Here is a 19,329-nt window from a genome sequence, read left to right on the forward strand (position 1 = left end):
AGTGACTTAGTAGTAATCGCGGATCAGGACTTCAGCGATTTGTACCGCGTTAGTTGCTGCGCCTTTACGCACGTTATCCGCCACAACCCACAAGTTTACCCCACTGTGGTGGCTGATATCGTTGCGGATACGACCAACCATAACATGATCTTTACCGCCCGCATCACGCACTTGTGTCGGGAAGTCATCACCGTGGAAGACTTCGATACCGTCAGTTTGCTCAAGCAAGTTAACTACTTCTTGTGCATCGATTGGAGAGCGAGTCTCAATGTGAAGCGCTTCAGCATGACCATAGAATACCGGCACACGCACACACGTTGGGTTTACTGTGATTGATGGATCGTTAAAGATCTTCTGTGTTTCCCACACCATTTTCATTTCTTCTTTGGTGTAGCCGTTTTCCATCATCTGATCGATTTGCGGAATACAGTTAAACGCAATCTGTTGAGAGAATTGCTTCTTATCCGCTGGCAGACCGTTTAGAAGCTTAGCCGTTTGACCTGCTAGTTCGTCAATGCCCGCTTTACCAGCACCAGATACGGATTGGTATGTAGATACGTTAATACGCTCAATACCCACTGCATCGTGAATTGGTTTTAGTGCCACCAGCATTTGAATGGTCGAACAGTTTGGGTTCGCGATGATGTTACGGTTACGAAACTCTGCAATCGCTTCTGGGTTTACTTCTGGCACAACAAGAGGAATGTCGTACTCGTAACGGAAGTGTGAAGTGTTGTCGATAACGATAACACCTTCATCTGCCGCGATTGGCGCCCATTTTTCAGATAGCTCACCACCAGCAGAGAACAACGCAATATGAGCTTGAGACCAATCAAACTCTTCAACGTTCTGTACGCGAACCGTTTTGCCATTAAAGCGATAAGTCTTGCCTTCGCTACGCTCACTTGCCAATAAGTGAATGTCACCCACTGGGAATTTACGTTCTTGAAGCACTTCTAAAATTGTTTCACCGACCGCACCGGTCGCACCTAAAATGGCAACATTATATTGCTGGCTCATTGACTTACCTCAATCTGAAAACCTAGTTCTGCTAATGGAGCAAGGTTACATGTTTTGTTACCCACTAGCGTGACAGCGCTGTATTCACGGCGATCCCAGTAGTTTTTACGCATCAGGTCAAAAGCGCCTGGCTTACTGATCTCACGACGGAAAAGAGCGTCATCTCTACGCACATCATAGATTAACTGCGTGATGTTATGCAGTGTTGCTTCATCCCAAGCTCTGTCCAATACCATAGTAGGAACAGGCGCGGTTGGCAGTAAATCGCTGGCATGCGCACGTAATTCGTTATTTAAGAACTCACAGTAGCTGTTGAAAATCATCGTCGTACCGCGAGCTTTCCCTTCCAAGCCATAGCCTGCAACGTGAGGGGTTGCGAATGCTAGCAGAGGCAGAAGCTCCATATCAACCTCTGGTTCAAATTCAAATACGTCAAGCGCTGCGGTAAAACCGTCGTTTTTCAAAAGACGTTGCTTCAATGCCTCGTTATCAACGATTGGACCTCGCGCGGCGTTAATCAAAATCTGATCACCACGAAGCGAGTTTAAAACCGTTTCATCAATTAAGTGATGAGTTGGATATGGACCATCTCTGGTGATTGGCGTATGTAGTGTAATGATGTCTGAGCTTTCAATCAGTTCTGTCAACGGAGTAAAGCTACGAGGATCACCAGCCTCTTGTTTGAATGGGTCATTGATGAGAACTTTAATTCCCATGCCTTTCAAACATTTCTCTAGGTAGCTACCTACTTGGCCTGCACCAATAATACCTACCGTCTTGTCAAATACCGAGAAGCCTTGTTGCTGAGCGAGCACCATCATTACGCTGAACGCGTATTCCGCCACCCCCACTTTGTTACACCCTGGCGCCGCAGTGAAGAAAATGCCTTTCTCTTTTAAAAGTGCTTGGTCAACATGATCCATACCTGCTGTTGCCGTACCAACAAACTTCAGCTTGTTTGCTTTGCTGATCAGGTCGGCATTCACTTTGGTTACCGAGCGAATCATTAGGGCATCAACATCCACTAAATCATCAGCCGTCAGTGTACGACCTAGTTTTAGAATCACTTCACCGAGTTGGCTGAATAGCTCTTCAGCGTACGGCATATTTTCATCAACAATAATTTTCATAGCGCCAGCGTTTTAACATCCATTTGTATGAGTTCGTTTATTCGCAAGATGCGAAACTAAAACGATTGTGCCCTTTTCCCGAAAAATCTCAAGAAATAACCCTAATAAACCTCAAGGAGATTGGCTCCAAAGAAATCGTTTAACGGGAAGCAACATAAAAAGCAGAAATTGAGAAAAGAAAAAGCCCGGCTAAATAGCCGGGCAAAGTTCCAGAACAAAAGGATCCTATCCCGCTCTCCATGGGATAGAGTCTGCGTCTGTTCGATCAGTGTGACTGATCAAGCTCTGGAAACTGGATTGTTGACGCTGTACTCACTCACGTGGCGCGCCAACAAATTCAGTTAACCTTGGTACTTTTTAATAACCAAAGTTGCGTTTGTGCCGCCAAAGCCAAAGCTGTTTGACATTACGGTTGTTAACTCTGCATCACGTGCTTCTGTCACGATGTCCAGACCTTGAGCTGCTTCGTCCAAGTTTTCAATATTGATGCTTGGAGCAATGAAGTTTTTGTCTAGCATAAGTGTTGAGTAAATCGCTTCGTGCACACCAGCGGCGCCTAGTGCGTGACCAGTCATTGCTTTTGTTGCAGAGATTGCTGGGCTGTTCTCACCAAACAATTGTTGGATCGCACCAAGCTCTTTCACGTCACCAACTGGTGTCGACGTGCCGTGCGTGTTGATGTAATCCACACCGTCAACGTCTTGCATCGCCATCTTCATACAACGGATCGCGCCTTCACCTGATGGTGCTACCATGTCGTAGCCATCTGAAGTCGCACCGTAACCTACGATCTCACCGTAGATTTTCGCGCCACGTGCTAGAGCGTGCTCAAGTTCTTCGATAACCAGCATGCCGCCACCGCCAGAGATAACGAAACCATCACGGTCCGCATCATACGTACGAGATGCTTTGTCTGGAGTGTCGTTGTATTTCGTTGACAGCGCACCCATGGCGTCAAACATCATGGTTTGAGACCAATCAAGCTCTTCACCGCCACCAGCAAAAACAATGTCTTGTTTACCAAGTTGAATAAGCTCCATCGCGTGACCGATACAGTGTGCAGAAGTAGCACATGCAGAGCTCATTGAGTAGTTCACACCACGAATCTTAAATGGCGTAGCAAGACAAGCGGAAACCGTAGAAGACATAGTACGAGGAACCATGTAAGGACCAACTCGTTTTACGCCTTTTGCGCGCATCGTGTCTGTCGCTACCGTTTGGTTATATGCAGAAGCACCGCCAGAACCCGCAACGATACCGGTACGATCGTTTGAAACCTGATCCTCTGTAAGACCAGCGTCTGCGATTGCCTGCTCCATTGATAGGTATGCATAAGCAGCCGCATCACCCATAAAGCGCATCTGCTTACGGTCGATGTGTTCCGTCGGGTTGATTTTTAGGTCACCCCATACTTGCGAACGAAGACCGTGTTCTTTGAACTGCTCAGATGCAGTGATGCCAGATTTGCCCGCTTTAAGAGACGCTAGAACTTCTTCGACGTTGTTACCGATACTTGAAACAATACCCATACCGGTGATTACGACTCGTTTCATTATGACATTCCTATAATTCAAAAATCCGCTAGATGATAACTAAGATAGTCAACAAAAGTGGTCAGCTTTCCCATAAATTCGTACAATCGCCCCATTCTTACCGCGCCAAATCACAAATTTGCACCATTATGACTTCAATAAAAAACGCAGAACTTGGTTGGAACGAAGCTGGTACTCCGGTTTCAGACCAATTTGATGATGTTTACTTCTCTAACGTAAACGGTCTTGAAGAGACACGCTACGTTTTCTTAAAACAAAATCATCTCCCAGAAAGATGGCAGGAATTTGACCAAAGACGTTTTGTCATTGGTGAAACAGGATTTGGCACGGGATTAAACTTCTTAGCAGTATGCCAGTGGTTTAGTGAGTTTCGTCGTCAGCATCCGGACGCAACATTGAAAGAGCTGCATTTTATTAGCTTTGAAAAATACCCATTAAGCAAAGCCGATTTAAAGAAGGCGCATGAAGCTTGGCCTGAGCTAGCTGAGTACGCGGAAAAGTTACAAAAGCACTACCCTGCCGCTGTGCCGGAGTGTCATCGCATTGTTTTAGAAGACGGCGCAATCACACTCGACCTTTGGTTTGGTGACATTAAAGACTGCATGCCGCAAGTCCCATACAACGAACAAGGTTTGATTGATGCTTGGTTCTTAGATGGATTCGCGCCAAGTAAAAATCCAGAGATGTGGAACCAAGGCCTGTTCAACAACATGGCAAAGCTAGCCAAGCAAGATTGTACAGTTGCCACGTTTACCGCAGCAGGCTTTGTACGTCGCGGTTTGAACGAAGCAGGCTTTACAATGAAGAAGGTGAAAGGTTTCGGCACGAAGCGAGAAATGATCGCCGGCTCTATGGAGCAACGTGAAAAGCAGTCGAACCATCTCCCGTGGTTCAATCGCACAGCATCTAGCAATCTTAATTCGATTGCCATCATTGGTGGTGGTATAGCCAGCGCGGCGTTAGCGAAAACGTTAGTTCGTCGTGGCCAAAACGTCACGCTTTACTGCAAAGACACTCAACCAGCCGAAGGAGCGTCGGGTAATCGTCAAGGGGCCGTGTATCCATTGTTGAACGGTCCCCATACTGGCGTTTCGCGTGTGTTTGCTCCTGCATTTTTGTTCGCACGTCAGTTTGTTGAACAAGCAGCACAAGAGATCGATTTTGATCATGACTGGTGTGGCGTAACTCAGTTGATGTGGGATGACAAATCCACAGACAAACTGGAGAAAATGCTTGCGGGTAACTTCACTCCAGAGCTCATTCAAAAGCTGTCCGCCGAGGAAACTGCGAACACTATCGGGTTACCTATTGATATGGCGTCTGTGCACTACCCTATGGGAGGATGGTTGTGCCCTGCCGAGCTAACGCGTGGGTTAACCAGACAATTAGAACAGACATCGTTACTCTCAACGAAGTTTGAACATCACGTTGAAGCATTAAATTGGGATGAAAAGCGTCAGCTCTGGCTACTAACGGCGAGTGGTCAAACATTTGAGCACTCAACCGTTGTGGTTGCGAATGGCCATGAGTTCCAAACATTGAGCCAAACCGCTTCCCTGCCGATGGGACAGGTGAAAGGGCAAGTCAGTCATGCTCCGGCAACCGAAACGCTGAGTCAATTGAAAACGGTATTGTGTTACGACGGCTACATGACGCCTGTTAACCCAAACAATCAGCACCTGTGCATAGGCGCAAGCTACGATCGCTGTCACCTAGACTACGAATTTGATGAAAACGCTCAGAAGGATAACGCAGAAAAATTAGTTAAGTGCGTACCGAACCAAGAATGGCCAAAAGAGGTAGATATCAGTGGCAATCGATCTCGCCAAGGTATTCGCTGCGTGAGCCGAGATCACTTACCATTTGTCGGAAATGTGGGTGACTTTGAGACGATAAAAACGCAATACGCCAACTTACAAAATCAAAAAGCAGAAGAGGTAGAAACCGTTCATCAGTTCGCTAACCTATTCTGCTTCTTAGGTTTAGGATCTCGTGGGCTGAGCTCTGCACCATTGTTAGCTGAAGTGTTGGCCTCGCAAATCTGTGGAGACCCGCTGCCATTACCTGTTGATGTATTGACCGAACTTCATCCAAGTCGAATGTGGGTTCGTAAACTAAGAAAAGGCAAAGCCATTACCGAGCTGTAAGAGTATTCTCTCATTTACATTCCCGACGCAGGTATGTGTCGGGAATCGCTAACTCATTAAGTCACTCGTGTTGAAATTACTTCAGCTGTGCAATTGCTTGTTTCACTTGCTCTGCTACTTCCGGATTTACCGCCTCACCAGACTCCACGTCAAAGTTCTCGTAGAAGCTCGGCACAGATAGCGATGCTTTCACATCTGCTCCGAAAAATTGCGCGGAACCTGTTGCCGCTGCAAGAACGCTCTGTGCGCCACCCGGACCAGGAGAAGTTGCTAAGTAAACGACTGGCTTGTTTTGGAATACGTTGCGCTCAATGCGCGTCGCCCAATCAAATAGGTTTTTATACGCTGCTGGGTATGAACCGTTATGCTCTGCGAAGGAAACAACAATAGCGTCAGCCTCAGCCAAATCACGTAAAAATGCGACAGCACCTTCAGCTTGACCAATTTCTTTCTCTTTGTCTTCGCTAAACATCGGTACTTGATAATTGTTTAAGTCTAAAACGTTCACTTGAGCGTCTTCGACTTGGTTTGCTGCGTAAGTAGCAAGTAGTTTATTGATTGAGGTAGAGCTGGTAGAAGCACCAAATGCGACAATTTTCATGGTTGTAATCCTTTGTTCACGTTTTATGCTAACCAGAATAAAAGTTGAACAGTTTCGCTACAACCACAAAAATTTTATGGAGAGGTTCGAATTTTTCGAAGTAGTAAATGACTTGGACTGATAAATGGAGAACGACGTTCGGAGATTAAGCCTGAGCCTGCAGTTCTTGCCACAAGTCACTGACGATCGCGCGATCAGCTGGGCTTAATTCGGTACGAGCGTCTTCCAAACTGCTCTCAATGCGTGACTTCAGTTCAGTAATATCGCTAATGCCTTCTTCTTCACAAGATGCCGCAGACAAAGAGATGTGACCACGTAGATAACCACCAGCAAACAATTCATCGTCAGATGCTGTTTCAATTCGAGCATCAATCAGTTCCAGTAGTTTTTCTTCAAATTCAATAATCATGGTGTATCTCTGAGGTTATTTGAGGTTATTTAACGCAAAAGTCTGACGCTTCCAGCGGCTTGGTTTGGTAAAACGCACGCAGAGCATCCGAAAGCATTCTCACTCGCAAAGGCAAGCCAGCTTCCAAAATACCCAACACTTCTTTATGCACTTTCTGCATAAAGCCGAGCCTATCTGGTTCAAAATCGCCGTGTAGATTGTCACAACTCACCGTAAAAGGGAAGCCAGCACTTTGTGCCAGAATCCATTCATAAGCTTGCGGACGCACTTCAACTTTCTCAAACTCCGCTTGAACTTCTTCCGTGCGCCCATCGGGTTCATACCAATAGCCAAAATCTTCCAGCAAACGACGCTCTGGCCCTGCCACACACCAATGCGAGATTTCGTGTAATGCGGAGGCATAAAAAACCCGAGCAAAAATAATCCGATGATGAGGATGCTCATCATCAGCAGGAAGATAAATAGGCTCATCACCACCTAACTCCAATTTCGTATTAAATTGGTCTAAAAAGGTGTCATTGAAAATGGTGATAAGGTCTTGGTATTCGTGGGTCATCGTCGAGTTTGTACTTCAGTTTGACATGCGCTGCGTATTGTCGCTGTTTTTATCTATAAGGTAAAGGTGCTCCCACAGTTTTGGTTATTAGTTGAATTTATCTGAACATCGCTTTCTCCATATAATTTCTCATTCGTCAGCGTACTCATTTGCTACTACACTCTCGCCTTATTTTGATGCTGCTCAAACTGCTGTTTTTTAAGCGGTTTGATTACAGGCATGTTGCTGGTTTTAATCACTTTTTAAGAATGATAAAACCTTTTGTAAGTGTTGTTGCTGCGCCTACGATGATTCACGTAGAACGTAGTGACTTTTTACGTTGAGTGTCTCCCTATGTTGCTAAGTGTGTTGTATATCATTGGTATCACGGCTGAAGCCATGACAGGTGCGTTGAGCGCTGGTAGAAGAAAAATGGACTGGTTTGGTGTTATGTTGGTGGCCAGTGCAACGGCCATTGGTGGTGGCACCGTACGTGACATTTTACTGGGACACTACCCTCTTGGTTGGGTAAAAAACCCAGAGTTCCTGGCAATCACGTGTGTTGCGGGTGTACTTACCACAGGCTTAGCGAAATGGGTGATTAAGCTAAAAGGTCTATTCATCCGCCTTGATGCGTTAGGTTTGATCGTGTTCAGCATCATCGGAACTAAGATTGCGATGGGCATGGGCTTACACCCTGGGATCTGTATGGTTTCAGCGCTAGTAACGGGTGTATTCGGTGGGCTACTCCGCGACTTAATCTGTCGCCAAACACCGTTGGTGCTGCATGAAGAACTTTACGCTTCTGTCGCTCTTATCGCATCAGGAATGTACTTAGCGCTATTAGAATTTAATGTTCCCGATGTAACAGCCACTATCATTACACTGATCACCGGTTATATGCTGCGTATGGCCGCGGTACGTTTTAAGTGGCGTCTCCCTTCTTTCAATTTGGAAACCGAAGGCTCACTCCATTAAGCAAAAACTACTTAAACAAAAAAGGTTGCCTGATAAAATTGTGCCACCCGCGATTAAGTGAGTGGCATAATTTTATATTCAGTCATCCTGAACAGCGACGAAGGAGCATGATTCAGGATCTATTATCCGAGCACTCTGTTGTCAGAGATGTTTCTTTCTCTTTTCATCGCGCTGAAATTAGATTCCTAGTCTCGCTATAGCTCGCTGGAATGACACAAAGCTCTTAAATCTTCGGTGTTTCAGTTGTTACGCCATGGTTTTGACCACGATGACGCAGCAAATGATCCATCACCACAATCGCTAGCATCGCTTCAGCAATTGGTACGGCACGAATACCCACACAAGGATCATGACGGCCTTTGGTGATCAACTGAGTTGGCTCACCTTCTTTTGTGATGGTCTCACCCGGAACTGTGATGCTTGATGTTGGCTTAAGCGCAATGTTAGCCACAATGTCTTGACCAGTTGAGATACCACCAAGAATACCGCCCGCGTGATTACTGCCAAAACCTTCAGGAGCAAGCGTATCACGGTGTTGACTGCCTTTTTGGTTTACCACATCAAAGCCATCACCGATCTCAACGCCTTTCACCGCATTAATGCTCATTAGCGCGTGCGCGATGTCTGCATCCAGACGGTCAAATACAGGTTCACCAAGACCAACAGGCACGTTAGTTGCCACAACCTGAATTTTCGCGCCAATTGAGTCGCCTTCTTTTTTCAGGTCACGGATAAGTTGGTCAAACGCTTCTACCTTGTCCACATCTGGGCAAAAAAACGCGTTGTTTTCGATTTCGTTCCAATCTACCTTGTCGATAGAAACATCACCCATTTGTGACAAGTACGCGCGAATCTCAACACCAAACTCATCTTTCAAGTATTTCTTCGCGATTGCCCCCGCCGCCACACGCATTGCGGTTTCACGAGCAGACGAACGGCCGCCACCCCGATAGTCACGGATGCCATACTTTTGGTGGTAAGTATAATCAGCATGACCCGGACGGAATTTATCTTTGATGTCCGAGTAATCTTTTGAGCGCTGATCGGTGTTTTCAATTAGCAAACCGATCGATGTACCTGTGGTTTTGCCTTCAAAAACACCAGAAAGAATTTTAACTTCATCCGGTTCACGACGTTGTGTGGTGTAACGTGATGTGCCTGGACGACGGCGGTCGAGATCGATTTGCAGATCTGCTTCTGTAATTTCTAACCCCGGAGGACATCCGTCTACGATACATCCCAGTGCGATACCGTGACTTTCCCCGAATGTCGTCACTCGGAAATGTTGTCCGATACTGTTTCCTGCCATTACTTCCTCAAGTTTTTATCGCTACGCCCTCTCAAACCAGAGCGCAACTGCTTTCCAATTCTTCGTGGATTCATAGTGGCTTTATTACGTTTTGATGTAAAGAGTTAATATCGGCGAGTTATGCATAAAAAAACACCGAGCATAAAGCTCGGTGTTTTGACGTTTAGTGCAAGACCCTATTAGTCTTTGTACAGTTTGAACTCTTCGGCACACTCAACCAGCTGGTCACGCGTTAGCATGAATACGCCGTGACCGCCGTTCTCAAACTCAATCCAAGTGAACGGAATCTGTGGGTACTGTTCCATCATATGAATCATTGAGTTGCCAACTTCACAGATAAGAATGCCGTTATCTGTTAGGTAGTCTGGTGCGTTTGCAAGAATACGACGCACAAGTTTTAGGCCATCCGTACCGGCTGCTAAACCAAGCTCAGGTTCGTGTGTGAACTCGTCTGGCAGGCTGTTCATGTCTTCTTCATCCACATATGGTGGGTTAGACACGATCAGGTTGTACTTCTCTTTTGGTAGGTCGCGGAACAAGTCAGAGCGAATTGGGAATACTTGCTGCTCCATGCCGTGATCTTGTACGTTTTGCTCCGCGACTTGTAGTGCGTCCGTTGAGATATCAATCGCATCCACTTCAGCTTCAGGGAACGCGTGAGCACATGCAATTGCGATACAGCCGCTGCCTGTGCATAGGTCCATGATGCGCGCTGGCTCTTCCACCAACCAAGGTTGGAATTCTGCTTGAATCAACTCACCGATTGGAGAACGTGGCACAAGTACGCGCTCATCAACGAAGAATTCAAGACCGCAGAACCAAGCTTTGTTGGTTAGGTATGCAGTTGGTGTACGTTCATTGATACGTTTTACTACACGCTCAACAATACGCAGACGCTCGCTGGTCGTTAGGCGAGAGTTTAATACGTGCGGAGGCACATCAATCGGCAAGTATAAGGTTGGCAGGATAAGCTGAACCGCTTCATCCCACGCATTATCAGTACCATGACCGTAAAACAGGTTCGCTGCGTTAAAGCGGCTTACCGTCCAACGAATCATATCTTGAAGGGTATGCAGCTCCGATACCGCTTCTTCTACAAAAATCTTATCCAAAATTGCCTCCGAAAAGCGCTACAATACTGCCAATAAAAGTTTATTAATGAAATTGTTTACCTAATGAGCAAAAAAGACACCGAACACGATGACGATTTCGCCTTGTTTCAGGAAGCAGTACAGGGCGTAAAAAAGTTGCGACAGGATACCATAATCCAGCAACCAAAAAAAAATACTAAGCAAAAAGAAATCAAGCGCTCCAACCGGGAAGCGAGTGATTCTGAGTTTTACTTCTCCGACGAGTTTGTCCCTCTCTTAAATGAAGAAGGCCCAACTCGTTATGCACGTGACGACGTCTCCACTTATGAAGTTAAACGTCTACGTCGCGGCGTGTATGTACCGGACGTATTCCTCGATATGCACGGCATGACACAACAAGAAGCTAAACGCGAACTTGGTGCGATGATCGCCTACTGCGTCAAAAACGAGATTCACTGTGCGTGTGTGCAACATGGCATTGGTAAACACATCCTGAAACAGAAAGCGCCACTTTGGTTAGCACAACACCCAGACGTAATGGCTTTCCACCAAGCGCCACTAGAATTCGGCGGTGATGGTGCGTTGTTAGTTTTGCTCTCTATTCCAGAAAAGTAACTAGCTCACTGTAGAAGCAATTAAACAAAAAGGCAGGAAATTTCCTGCCTTTCTTCATTCTATATCTAATGTTTAAATGCTTATTTGGTTTCGACGCTTATGGCGTAATATGCCACAGCACTTCACCGTTTTGCGTTTGTAGATCGTATTCAATACACACTAGACCTGATGTAGGAAACATCGGTGGTGCCATGTCTTTTACAAACTCTGAAGTGAGATAACCAACCAAAGGCAAATGAGAGACAAGCAGAAGCGAGTCTAGTTTTTCCACTTCAATCAATGCACTTGCAAAATCAAATACATGCTCAGATTGACCGTAAGGTGTAATATCTTCACAAGTTTCGATGCTTTTTGCAGCAAAATACTCGCTGATCTCTTGCCAAGTTTGTTGAGCTCTAATATACGGACTCACCAACACTTTATCGAATTGCGCAAAACCTTGTTCTTTACAGGCTCTCGCAACCGCTTCTGATTCGACTCTGCCTCTTGGGGTCAATTGTCGTGCTGCGTCTGAATCTGCAAAATGCTCGGCTTCGCCGTGACGCATGATGAATATTTTCATGTTATTTCCTAGGGATAGCTAACGCTACCAAAAGGTTGACTGCTATCTTTATTAGATAGACGGGGCTAACTTTAATAATGACGAAACAAAAATACTGATATAATTATCTGTTCATTATACCAATTCGCTTGCTAAAGATAGCGACTTTCTTAACAATCTATTAAAAAGAATGTACTCAGTTCATCACAGTATTTAACTGTGCTTTGAGTTCAGAGCATTCATTCAAACAGTTCTTCCCCATACGCAAACGCGATGGGCCTGTGCAGAAGTCTACGAATAACAAAAATACGGCAAGCAGTATTTGTCGAAACGCAAACTTTGCGCCCCCTAGCTAGGGGTTCATAATTACTGTAATGCGAAATCTGGAGACGCATCGTGCATCTAAGTCCTAACGATTCAAATCAATACCGCTACATTACCTTGAGCAATGATCTGCGTGTACTGCTGATTCATTCCGAGACAGCTCAACAGTCAGCAGCTGCTCTAGCAGTGAACGTTGGACACTTCGACGACCCAAACGATCGCCAAGGTCTGGCACACTATTTAGAACATATGCTTTTTTTGGGTACGGAAAAATACCCTAAAGTGGGCGAGTTTCAAAGCTATATTAGCCAGCATGGAGGAACAAATAACGCTTGGACGGGTACTGAGCACACTTGTTTCTTTTTTGATGTTACTCCGAATGCCTTTGAAAATGCCTTAGATCGATTTAGCCAATTCTTTACCGCACCATTGTTTAACGAAGAAGCTTTAGACAAAGAACGCCAGGCTGTCGACTCCGAATACAAACTCAAACTTAATGACGATTCTCGCCGCCTGTATCAAGTCAATAAAGAAGTCATCAATCCAGATCACCCTTTCTCTAAGTTCTCAGTCGGCAACCTAGATACATTAGGTGACCGAGATGGTAAATCCATCCGCGACGAAATTGTCGAGTTTCACCACTCTCAATACTCTGCCGATCTCATGACGTTGACGCTCTTTGGGCCGCAGTCGCTCGATGAACAGCAAGCGTGGGTAGAAGCCATGTTTGCCAATATCCCAAACCACCACCTTCGTGGAAAATCGATTGATGTCCCCATTAGCACCAAAGAAAGTACCGGGATTTTAGTTCAAGTTGAACCCATCAAAGAATTTCGAAAACTCATTCTCACCTTCCCAATGCCGGGAATGGATAAGCACTACGGCGTTAAACCACTCTCTTACTTCGCGCATTTACTCGGCTATGAAGGCGAAGGCAGCTTAATGCTCCAGCTAAAAAATGAGGGCTGGATTACGTCGCTTTCTGCGGGCGGCGGCGCTAGTGGTAGCAACTATCGAGATTTTACGGTTAGCTGCACACTCACCCCACAGGGTCTCAACCACGTTGACGACATCATCCAAGCGGTTTTTCAATACCTCTCGATGATCAAACAAGACGGGCTAGATGAATGGCGCTATCTCGAAAAACAAGCGGTGCTTGAGTCGGCGTTTCGTTTCCAGGAGCCATCTCGACCAATGGATTTGGTTAGCCATCTTGTTATCAATATGCAGCATTATCAGCCAGACGATACCATTTATGGCGACTACAAAATGGCGGGCTATGATGAACAACTGCAGCGTTCGTTGCTGCAATACTTAACCATCGATAATGTTCGCGTAACCCTGATTGCAAAAGGACTGGAATACAACCGTACTGCCGAATGGTACTTTACTCCGTATTCCGTCACGCCTTTTAGTGATGAGCAACGCCGCTTCTATCAACAAATCGATCCAAGCTGGCAGTTCGTCTTACCAGAAAAGAACCCTTATATTTGCTACGATCTCGATCCCATGCCGTTCGAAAATGGTGGTTCACTACCAGAGTTAATTGAAGATCTCGAAGGCTTCCGACTTTGGCATTTACAAGATGATGAATTTCGCGTGCCAAAAGGCGTTGTATATGTCGCTATCGACAGCTCTCATGCTGTTGCATCACCGAAGAACATTGTCAAAACTCGCCTATGTGTCGAGATGTTCCTCGATTCGCTAGCAAAAGAAACCTATCAAGCGGAAATCGCAGGGATGGGTTACAACATGTATGCTCACCAAGGCGGGGTTACCTTAACCCTCTCAGGGTTCAGCCAAAAACTGCCTCAATTGTTGGAAATGATCCTGCACCGTTTTGCTTCTCGAGATTTCAGCCCTGCACGCTTTGAAACCATCAAGCAGCAACTGTTACGTAACTGGAGAAATGCTTCACAAGATCGTCCTATTTCGCAGCTGTTTAACGCACTTACAGGGCTACTTCAACCCAATAACCCGCCTTTCGCAACCTTAGTCGAAGCGCTAGAAGAAATCGAAGTCGATGAACTCTCGGTATTCGTAGAATCAATTCTTGCAGAACTGCACGTTGAAATGTTTGTTTACGGAGATTGGCAGCGTCAACAAGCGCATGACATGGCGACGACCTTAAAAGATGCCCTAAGAGTAAAAGAGCAGCGTTATGAAGAGGCGCTCCGCCCACTCATCATGCTGGGAAAAAACGGCAGTTTTCAACGTGAAGTACATTGTAACCAGCAAGATTCGGCGGTCGTTATTTACCACCAGTGTGAGGATATTGAGCCTCGTAGCATTGCTCTATACTCATTGGCGAACCATCTCATGTCGGCAACATTTTTCCACGAGATCCGCACAAAACAGCAATTAGGTTACATGGTGGGCACTGGCAATATGCCACTTAACCGTCATCCGGGTATTGTGCTTTATGTGCAGTCACCCAATGCAGCGCCTGCCGAGCTGGTTACCTCAATCGATGAGTTCTTAAATGCCTTTTATATGGTGCTGTTAGAACTGAACGATTACCAGTGGCATAGCAGTAAGCGCGGCTTGTGGAATCAAATAGCGACGCCGGACACCACACTGCGAGGTCGTGCTCAGCGTCTTTGGGTTGCAATAGGAAACAAAGACACCGAGTTTAACCAACGTGACAAGGTACTTGCTGAACTGAAGAAATTGACCCGAGCAGACATGATTCGCTTTGTCGTTAATGAGTTGAAACCTCGCACGGCAAACCGATTGGTCATGCACTCTCAAGGGCAATCGCATTCGGACGCTCCGCGCATCCACTTAGGGCAAGAAATTGGATCGATTGAAGAGTTCCAACTTAGGCCAAAAGATTGCGGCTTAGGATGATCTAATTGCGCAGTAATAAAATTATCGATTAATAACTATATACCTACAAACCAATGAGATTGTGGGTCTCATAAATAGAATCGACACCATAATTGGCAGAAAATTGAAATTACGCCATTGCGGCTTATGCTCTAATTACCACACTAAAAATAAATTAATGAGGTAATCATGAAAAAAGCACTACTACTTGCGGCTATTTTACTGCCACTGGCATCTGCACACGCTGAAATCTCGGTGAAAGGTGATGGCTTTGAGCTAAGTAACGACTGTGTCCGCCTAAGCGGAGACAATGTTTCTATCAAATCAGATGATTGCTCTTCAAAACAGTGGAAAGATAAAGACAACAAAGGCAACAGCAGCGTTCACGGGGACGACAACCCAGGTAAAGGCCACAATAAAGATAAGAAAGACAAGAAGAAGTAACTATTTCTTATTTATGAAAAAGGCTTGCCACTGGCAAGCCTTTTTCTTTACCGAAGCAACGTTTAATAGAATGTGGTTCCTTCTCCAGCTCGAGTAAGCAAACCATCACACGGTGCGTAACGATCGCCATACTTCGATGCAAACTCATTCATTTTCTCAACCAGTTCTTTAATGCCAAACTGATCCATATAACGGAATGGACCGCCCAAGAATGGAGGGAAACCAATGCCAAATATTGCACCAATATCACCATCACGTGGCGAGCGAATGATGCCGTCATCCAAACAACGTACCGCTTCATTCAGCATTGGTAGTACACAGCGCAACGCAATATCGTTATCGCTCAGCTTAGATTCAGGATCGAGCTTAAGCAGCTTGTAGATGGATTTATCGACTTCTTTCTTCTTACCTTTGTAAGTGTAGAAACCTTTCCCGCTCTTACGTCCTTTGCGACCGTCATTCAATAAGATATCGAACACGTCAGGGCCTTTGAATCGCTCACCTAACTCGTTGACTAGAATCGGCATAATTTTCGCGCCAATGTCGACACCGACTTCATCCAGTAAGGTAATCGGGCCGACAGGGAAACCAAAATCAAGCAACGCCGTATCAATCTTTTCGATCGGTTCGTTAGCCAGCAGAATATGCGCCGCTTCGTTCATGTATGGCGCAAGAATGCGGTTCACGTAAAAGCCCGCTTTGTCTTTCACTACGATCGGGGTTTTACCTTGCTTTTTAGCAAGTGCAACGACTGTTGAAATGGTTTCATCTGATGTCGTTTCATGCGGAATCACTTCCACCAACGGCATTTTTTCTACCGGGCTGAAGTAATGCAAACCCACTACGTTTTCTGGACGCTCCGCTTTTTCTGCAATTTTGTGGATTGGTAACGAAGAAGTATTGGTCGCAAAGATGGTTTCCGGCTTGGCATTCGCTTCAATATCCGCCACCATTTTTTGTTTAAGATCTAAGTCTTCAAAAACGGCTTCAATTACGACATCAATATGATTAAAGCTGGTAAAGTCGACACCGCCAGACAGTTGCAACATTTTCGCTTGCAAATCGGCTTTTGATAGAATGCGACGTTTACGCTGTTTCTCGAATAACTTGTAGTTGTAGTTGAGTGCGTTTAGAACGCCATCGTTGCTGACGTCTTTGATGCGGACAGGCACCTTCGCTTTTGCAACAGACACATGGCTGATTCCTGCGCCCATCAAGCCACCGCCAAGCACGCCAACTTTATGAACTGGCGCGGGTTTCGCATCCGTACCATTTTCTTTCTTCATTTCCGTTGTCGCAAAGAAGATAGAACGGAGCGCTTTTGATTCAGAGCTCATCACAAGCTCACCGAAGCGTTTCGCTTCAAGCTCTTGTCCTTGGGCGAAACCTTTCTCTAAACCATGCTGAATAACGTCTAAAATCGCGACCGTTGCTGGATAGTTACCACGGGTTTTCTGATTGGTTTTCTTCGCTGCCTGTTCAAACACAAACTTGCGCCCTAACCCGCTACCCGACATCACTTTTTCTTTCGTGGATAGCTTTTTCGTACCCTTGTTTTTACCTTTGTCGATAAACTGTTTTGCTACGTCGAGCAAAATGGTGTCAGGCACACAGGCGTCCACAACGCCCAGTTTTTTAGCTTTCTTCGCACGAAGTTGTTTACCCGTCAGGATCAAGTCCAACGACGGTAACAGGCCAATCAAACGTGGCAGACGCTGCGTACCGCCGGAACCTGGCAGCAATCCAAGCTGTACTTCTGGCAGGCCTAAACGCGTTTTATCTGAATCCGTACAAACACGATAATCACATGCAAGAGCAAGCTCTAAGCCACCGCCTAAACATGGACCGTGAATAGCGGCAACCACAGGATATGGTAAGTCCGAAAGCTGCTGGAATAGCTCTTGACCTTGCCTCGCTAATGCTTCTGCTTCACTTGCGGTCGTGCACGCTTCTAGCATGCGAACATCGGCCCCCGCGACAAAGTTGTCCGGCTTTAGGGAATGAATGATCATCCCTTTGATGCCACTGGCGTCTTTTAGCTGAGCAAAGATTTCTTTCATTTCATCAGCAAAAGCCGCCTGCAGCGTATTCATTTTTTCATTAGGAACATCAATCGCTAACCAAGCAATATTTTGCTCATCAACCTTTAGACTAAATGCTTTTTGCTCGCTCATTACTCAACCTCCAGAATCATTGCCGCACCAAGACCACCAGCAGCACATGCGGTATTCAATGCAATACCACCGCCACGGCGTTTCAGTTCACGTAGAGTTTGCGTCATCATACGCGCACCAGTCGCAGCAAATGGGTGACCGTAAGCGATTGAGCCACCAAGCACGTTAAACTTATCCATGTCGATTTCACCGATCGCTTTCGAACGACCTAGATTTTCTTGAGCAAACTTATCTGAAGCAAACATCTTCACATTCGCCAATGCTTGCGCAGCAAACGCTTCGTGCATGTCGATCAACGTCAGATCAGACAGTTCCAAGCCTGTATTTTCTAACACTTTCGCTGTGGCATACGTCGGTCCCATCAGCATGTCCTTTTCCACACCGATCGCTGAAAATGCGTAGCCACGTATGTAGCCAAGAATCTCCATGCCAAGCTCTTTCGCTTTACCTTCGCGCATCAACATCACTGCCGCACCACCATCAGTCAGTGGCGTACTGTTAGCTGCCGTAACACTGCCATACTGGCGATCAAAGGCAGGTCGAAGTTTCGCGTACCCTTCTACGGTTGAGTCGTGACGGACATTGTTGTCTTCCGAAATCCATTTTTTGTATGGTTCGGGAAAAGCCGTCATCACTTCACCTTGGATCTTACCTTCTTTCCAAGCTTGGGAAGCCAGCGTATGAGAGCGATGTGCTAGCGCATCCTGCTCTGCACGAGAAATACCATGCGTCTTTGCCATTTGCTCCGCAGTTTGTCCCATCGACAAGCCCGTCGAGTACTCGGCTACTGCAGGAGGCACTGGCATAAGGTCTTTAAAGCTCAAGTTTTTGAGGATGCTAAGCTTCTGACCCATTGTTTTTGTCTTACTTAGAGCAAGCAGATTAGCGGCCAGTTTCTTAGATACGCCAATAGGCAGGACGGAAGAAGAGTCTGCACCACCAGCAATACCGATATCGATGGTTCCCGCCATGATGCTTTCTGCGACATTGACCGCCGCTTGAAAACTCGTTGCACACGCACGAGTCACACTGTAAGCATCAGTATGAATGTTCATACCGGTGCCTAACACGATTTCTCGTGCGATGTTTGGCGCTTCAGGCATTTGTACTACTTGTCCAAATACCACTTGTTCGATTAACTTCGGATCAATATCTGTTCGAGCAAGCATTTCGCTTACTACCATTTTCCCTAAATCGACCGCTGGCACTTGGCTAAATTCCGTGCTTTGACGAGCAAAGGGAGTTCGAAGCCCCGCGACAATAGCGACACGCTCACCATTGCGTGTTTTTACTTCCTGCTTGCCCATTGTTTCTCCTTAAATACAAGAGGTCTGACCTGATGCATTGTAATGAATTTGTTAAATTTATCAAACATGCGTTTAAATAAACGTGAAGCAAGTAGATCAATTACTCTACCTCTTTGATTCTTATGCGATTAATAATGATTAACTATAGAGAGTTAAAACGGTAAGAGGTATATGGAAGGTAAAATCGAAGCAAAAAAAAACCACACATAACTGTGTGGTCGGAATATCTATAAAACAATTAACTTACGCCAATTGAAAATTAATCAGTTTCCTGATTAGGAGAAAGTAAAGTCAGCCTTCAAAAGGAAGTGTCATCTTGCTC

The 19,329-nt window shown here is 45.8% G+C and carries 16 protein-coding genes; 5 read left to right on the forward strand and 11 right to left on the reverse strand.

Annotated features, from left to right (window positions below; all coding sequences use genetic code 11):
- Positions 1-6: 6 nt before the first annotated feature.
- From NB463_RS00460 to fabB, 3 genes are all read right to left on the reverse strand, one after another.
- Positions 7-1,020: an aspartate-semialdehyde dehydrogenase gene (locus NB463_RS00460; RefSeq protein WP_005397941.1), complete on the reverse strand. Its 1,014-nt coding sequence runs from the start codon at positions 1,018-1,020 to the stop codon at positions 7-9.
- Complete coding sequence (locus tag NB463_RS00465) at positions 1,017-2,150, reverse strand: 4-phosphoerythronate dehydrogenase (protein ID WP_145532778.1); 1,134 nt, start codon at positions 2,148-2,150, stop codon at positions 1,017-1,019. Before NB463_RS00465 ends, NB463_RS00460 begins: the two co-directional genes overlap by 4 nt.
- A gap of 341 nt (positions 2,151-2,491) precedes the next feature.
- A complete protein-coding gene (gene fabB, locus NB463_RS00470; protein WP_145532776.1) occupies positions 2,492-3,703 on the reverse strand; it encodes a beta-ketoacyl-ACP synthase I in 1,212 nt (403 codons plus the stop codon).
- A 128-nt stretch (positions 3,704-3,831) separates the two neighbouring features.
- Between fabB and mnmC the strand changes: the two genes are divergently transcribed.
- Positions 3,832-5,850, forward strand: coding sequence for a bifunctional tRNA (5-methylaminomethyl-2-thiouridine)(34)-methyltransferase MnmD/FAD-dependent 5-carboxymethylaminomethyl-2-thiouridine(34) oxidoreductase MnmC (mnmC, locus tag NB463_RS00475; RefSeq protein WP_145473600.1), 2,019 nt, complete (start codon positions 3,832-3,834; stop codon positions 5,848-5,850).
- A gap of 76 nt (positions 5,851-5,926) precedes the next feature.
- On the opposite strand, the gene NB463_RS00480 is transcribed toward mnmC, so the two are convergent.
- The 3 genes from NB463_RS00480 to NB463_RS00490 all read right to left on the reverse strand — a co-directional run bounded on the left by NB463_RS00480 (position 5,927) and on the right by NB463_RS00490 (position 7,416).
- Positions 5,927-6,451, reverse strand: a complete 525-nt coding sequence (locus tag NB463_RS00480; RefSeq protein ID WP_053808780.1) for an NADPH-dependent FMN reductase — start codon at positions 6,449-6,451, stop codon at positions 5,927-5,929.
- Between the two features lie 145 nt (positions 6,452-6,596).
- The gene (locus tag NB463_RS00485; protein ID WP_005397926.1) at positions 6,597-6,860 is read right to left on the reverse strand and encodes a YfcL family protein; all 264 of its coding nucleotides are present in this window, start codon (positions 6,858-6,860) and stop codon (positions 6,597-6,599) included.
- Positions 6,861-6,885: 25 nt separating this feature from the next.
- Complete coding sequence (locus tag NB463_RS00490) at positions 6,886-7,416, reverse strand: elongation factor P hydroxylase (RefSeq protein WP_258431082.1); 531 nt, start codon at positions 7,414-7,416, stop codon at positions 6,886-6,888.
- A 333-nt stretch (positions 7,417-7,749) separates the two neighbouring features.
- Between NB463_RS00490 and NB463_RS00495 the strand changes: the two genes are divergently transcribed.
- The gene (locus NB463_RS00495) at positions 7,750-8,373 is read left to right on the forward strand and encodes a trimeric intracellular cation channel family protein (protein ID WP_074191661.1); all 624 of its coding nucleotides are present in this window, start codon (positions 7,750-7,752) and stop codon (positions 8,371-8,373) included.
- A 223-nt stretch (positions 8,374-8,596) separates the two neighbouring features.
- On the opposite strand, the gene aroC is transcribed toward NB463_RS00495, so the two are convergent.
- Positions 8,597-9,682 carry a chorismate synthase gene (aroC, locus tag NB463_RS00500; RefSeq protein ID WP_005397911.1) on the reverse strand — a complete coding sequence of 362 codons (1,086 nt, stop codon included), beginning with the start codon at positions 9,680-9,682 and terminating at the stop codon, positions 8,597-8,599.
- Positions 9,683-9,861: 179 nt separating this feature from the next.
- Positions 9,862-10,794, reverse strand: a complete 933-nt coding sequence (gene prmB / locus NB463_RS00505; protein ID WP_005397909.1) for a 50S ribosomal protein L3 N(5)-glutamine methyltransferase — start codon at positions 10,792-10,794, stop codon at positions 9,862-9,864.
- Between the two features lie 63 nt (positions 10,795-10,857).
- Between prmB and smrB the strand changes: the two genes are divergently transcribed.
- A complete protein-coding gene (smrB, locus tag NB463_RS00510; protein WP_012841540.1) occupies positions 10,858-11,388 on the forward strand; it encodes an endonuclease SmrB in 531 nt (176 codons plus the stop codon).
- Between the two features lie 97 nt (positions 11,389-11,485).
- Here the strand turns inward: smrB and sixA are convergent, their stop codons facing one another.
- Positions 11,486-11,950, reverse strand: a complete 465-nt coding sequence (gene sixA / locus NB463_RS00515; RefSeq protein WP_005397904.1) for a phosphohistidine phosphatase SixA — start codon at positions 11,948-11,950, stop codon at positions 11,486-11,488.
- A gap of 375 nt (positions 11,951-12,325) precedes the next feature.
- Between sixA and NB463_RS00520 the strand changes: the two genes are divergently transcribed.
- Together NB463_RS00520 and NB463_RS00525 are read left to right on the forward strand one after the other, a co-directional pair.
- A complete protein-coding gene (locus NB463_RS00520; RefSeq protein ID WP_258431083.1) occupies positions 12,326-15,103 on the forward strand; it encodes an insulinase family protein in 2,778 nt (925 codons plus the stop codon).
- Between the two features lie 168 nt (positions 15,104-15,271).
- Positions 15,272-15,526, forward strand: coding sequence for a hypothetical protein (locus NB463_RS00525; protein ID WP_005397900.1), 255 nt, complete (start codon positions 15,272-15,274; stop codon positions 15,524-15,526).
- Between the two features lie 62 nt (positions 15,527-15,588).
- Here NB463_RS00525 and fadJ read toward each other — a convergent pair whose 3' ends face one another.
- Together fadJ and fadI are read right to left on the reverse strand one after the other, a co-directional pair.
- Entirely contained in the window at positions 15,589-17,700 is a 2,112-nt protein-coding gene (gene fadJ, locus NB463_RS00530) for a fatty acid oxidation complex subunit alpha FadJ (protein WP_005394283.1), read from the reverse strand.
- Entirely contained in the window at positions 17,700-19,007 is a 1,308-nt protein-coding gene (gene fadI / locus NB463_RS00535) for an acetyl-CoA C-acyltransferase FadI (protein ID WP_005394284.1), read from the reverse strand. The genes fadJ and fadI overlap by 1 nt, the downstream gene beginning before the upstream one ends.
- Positions 19,008-19,329: the final 322 nt, after the last annotated feature.

Origin of the sequence: Vibrio sp. RM-41-2B (assembly GCF_024744415.1) — a bacterium.
In the GTDB taxonomy this organism is placed as follows: domain Bacteria; phylum Pseudomonadota; class Gammaproteobacteria; order Enterobacterales; family Vibrionaceae; genus Vibrio; species Vibrio diabolicus.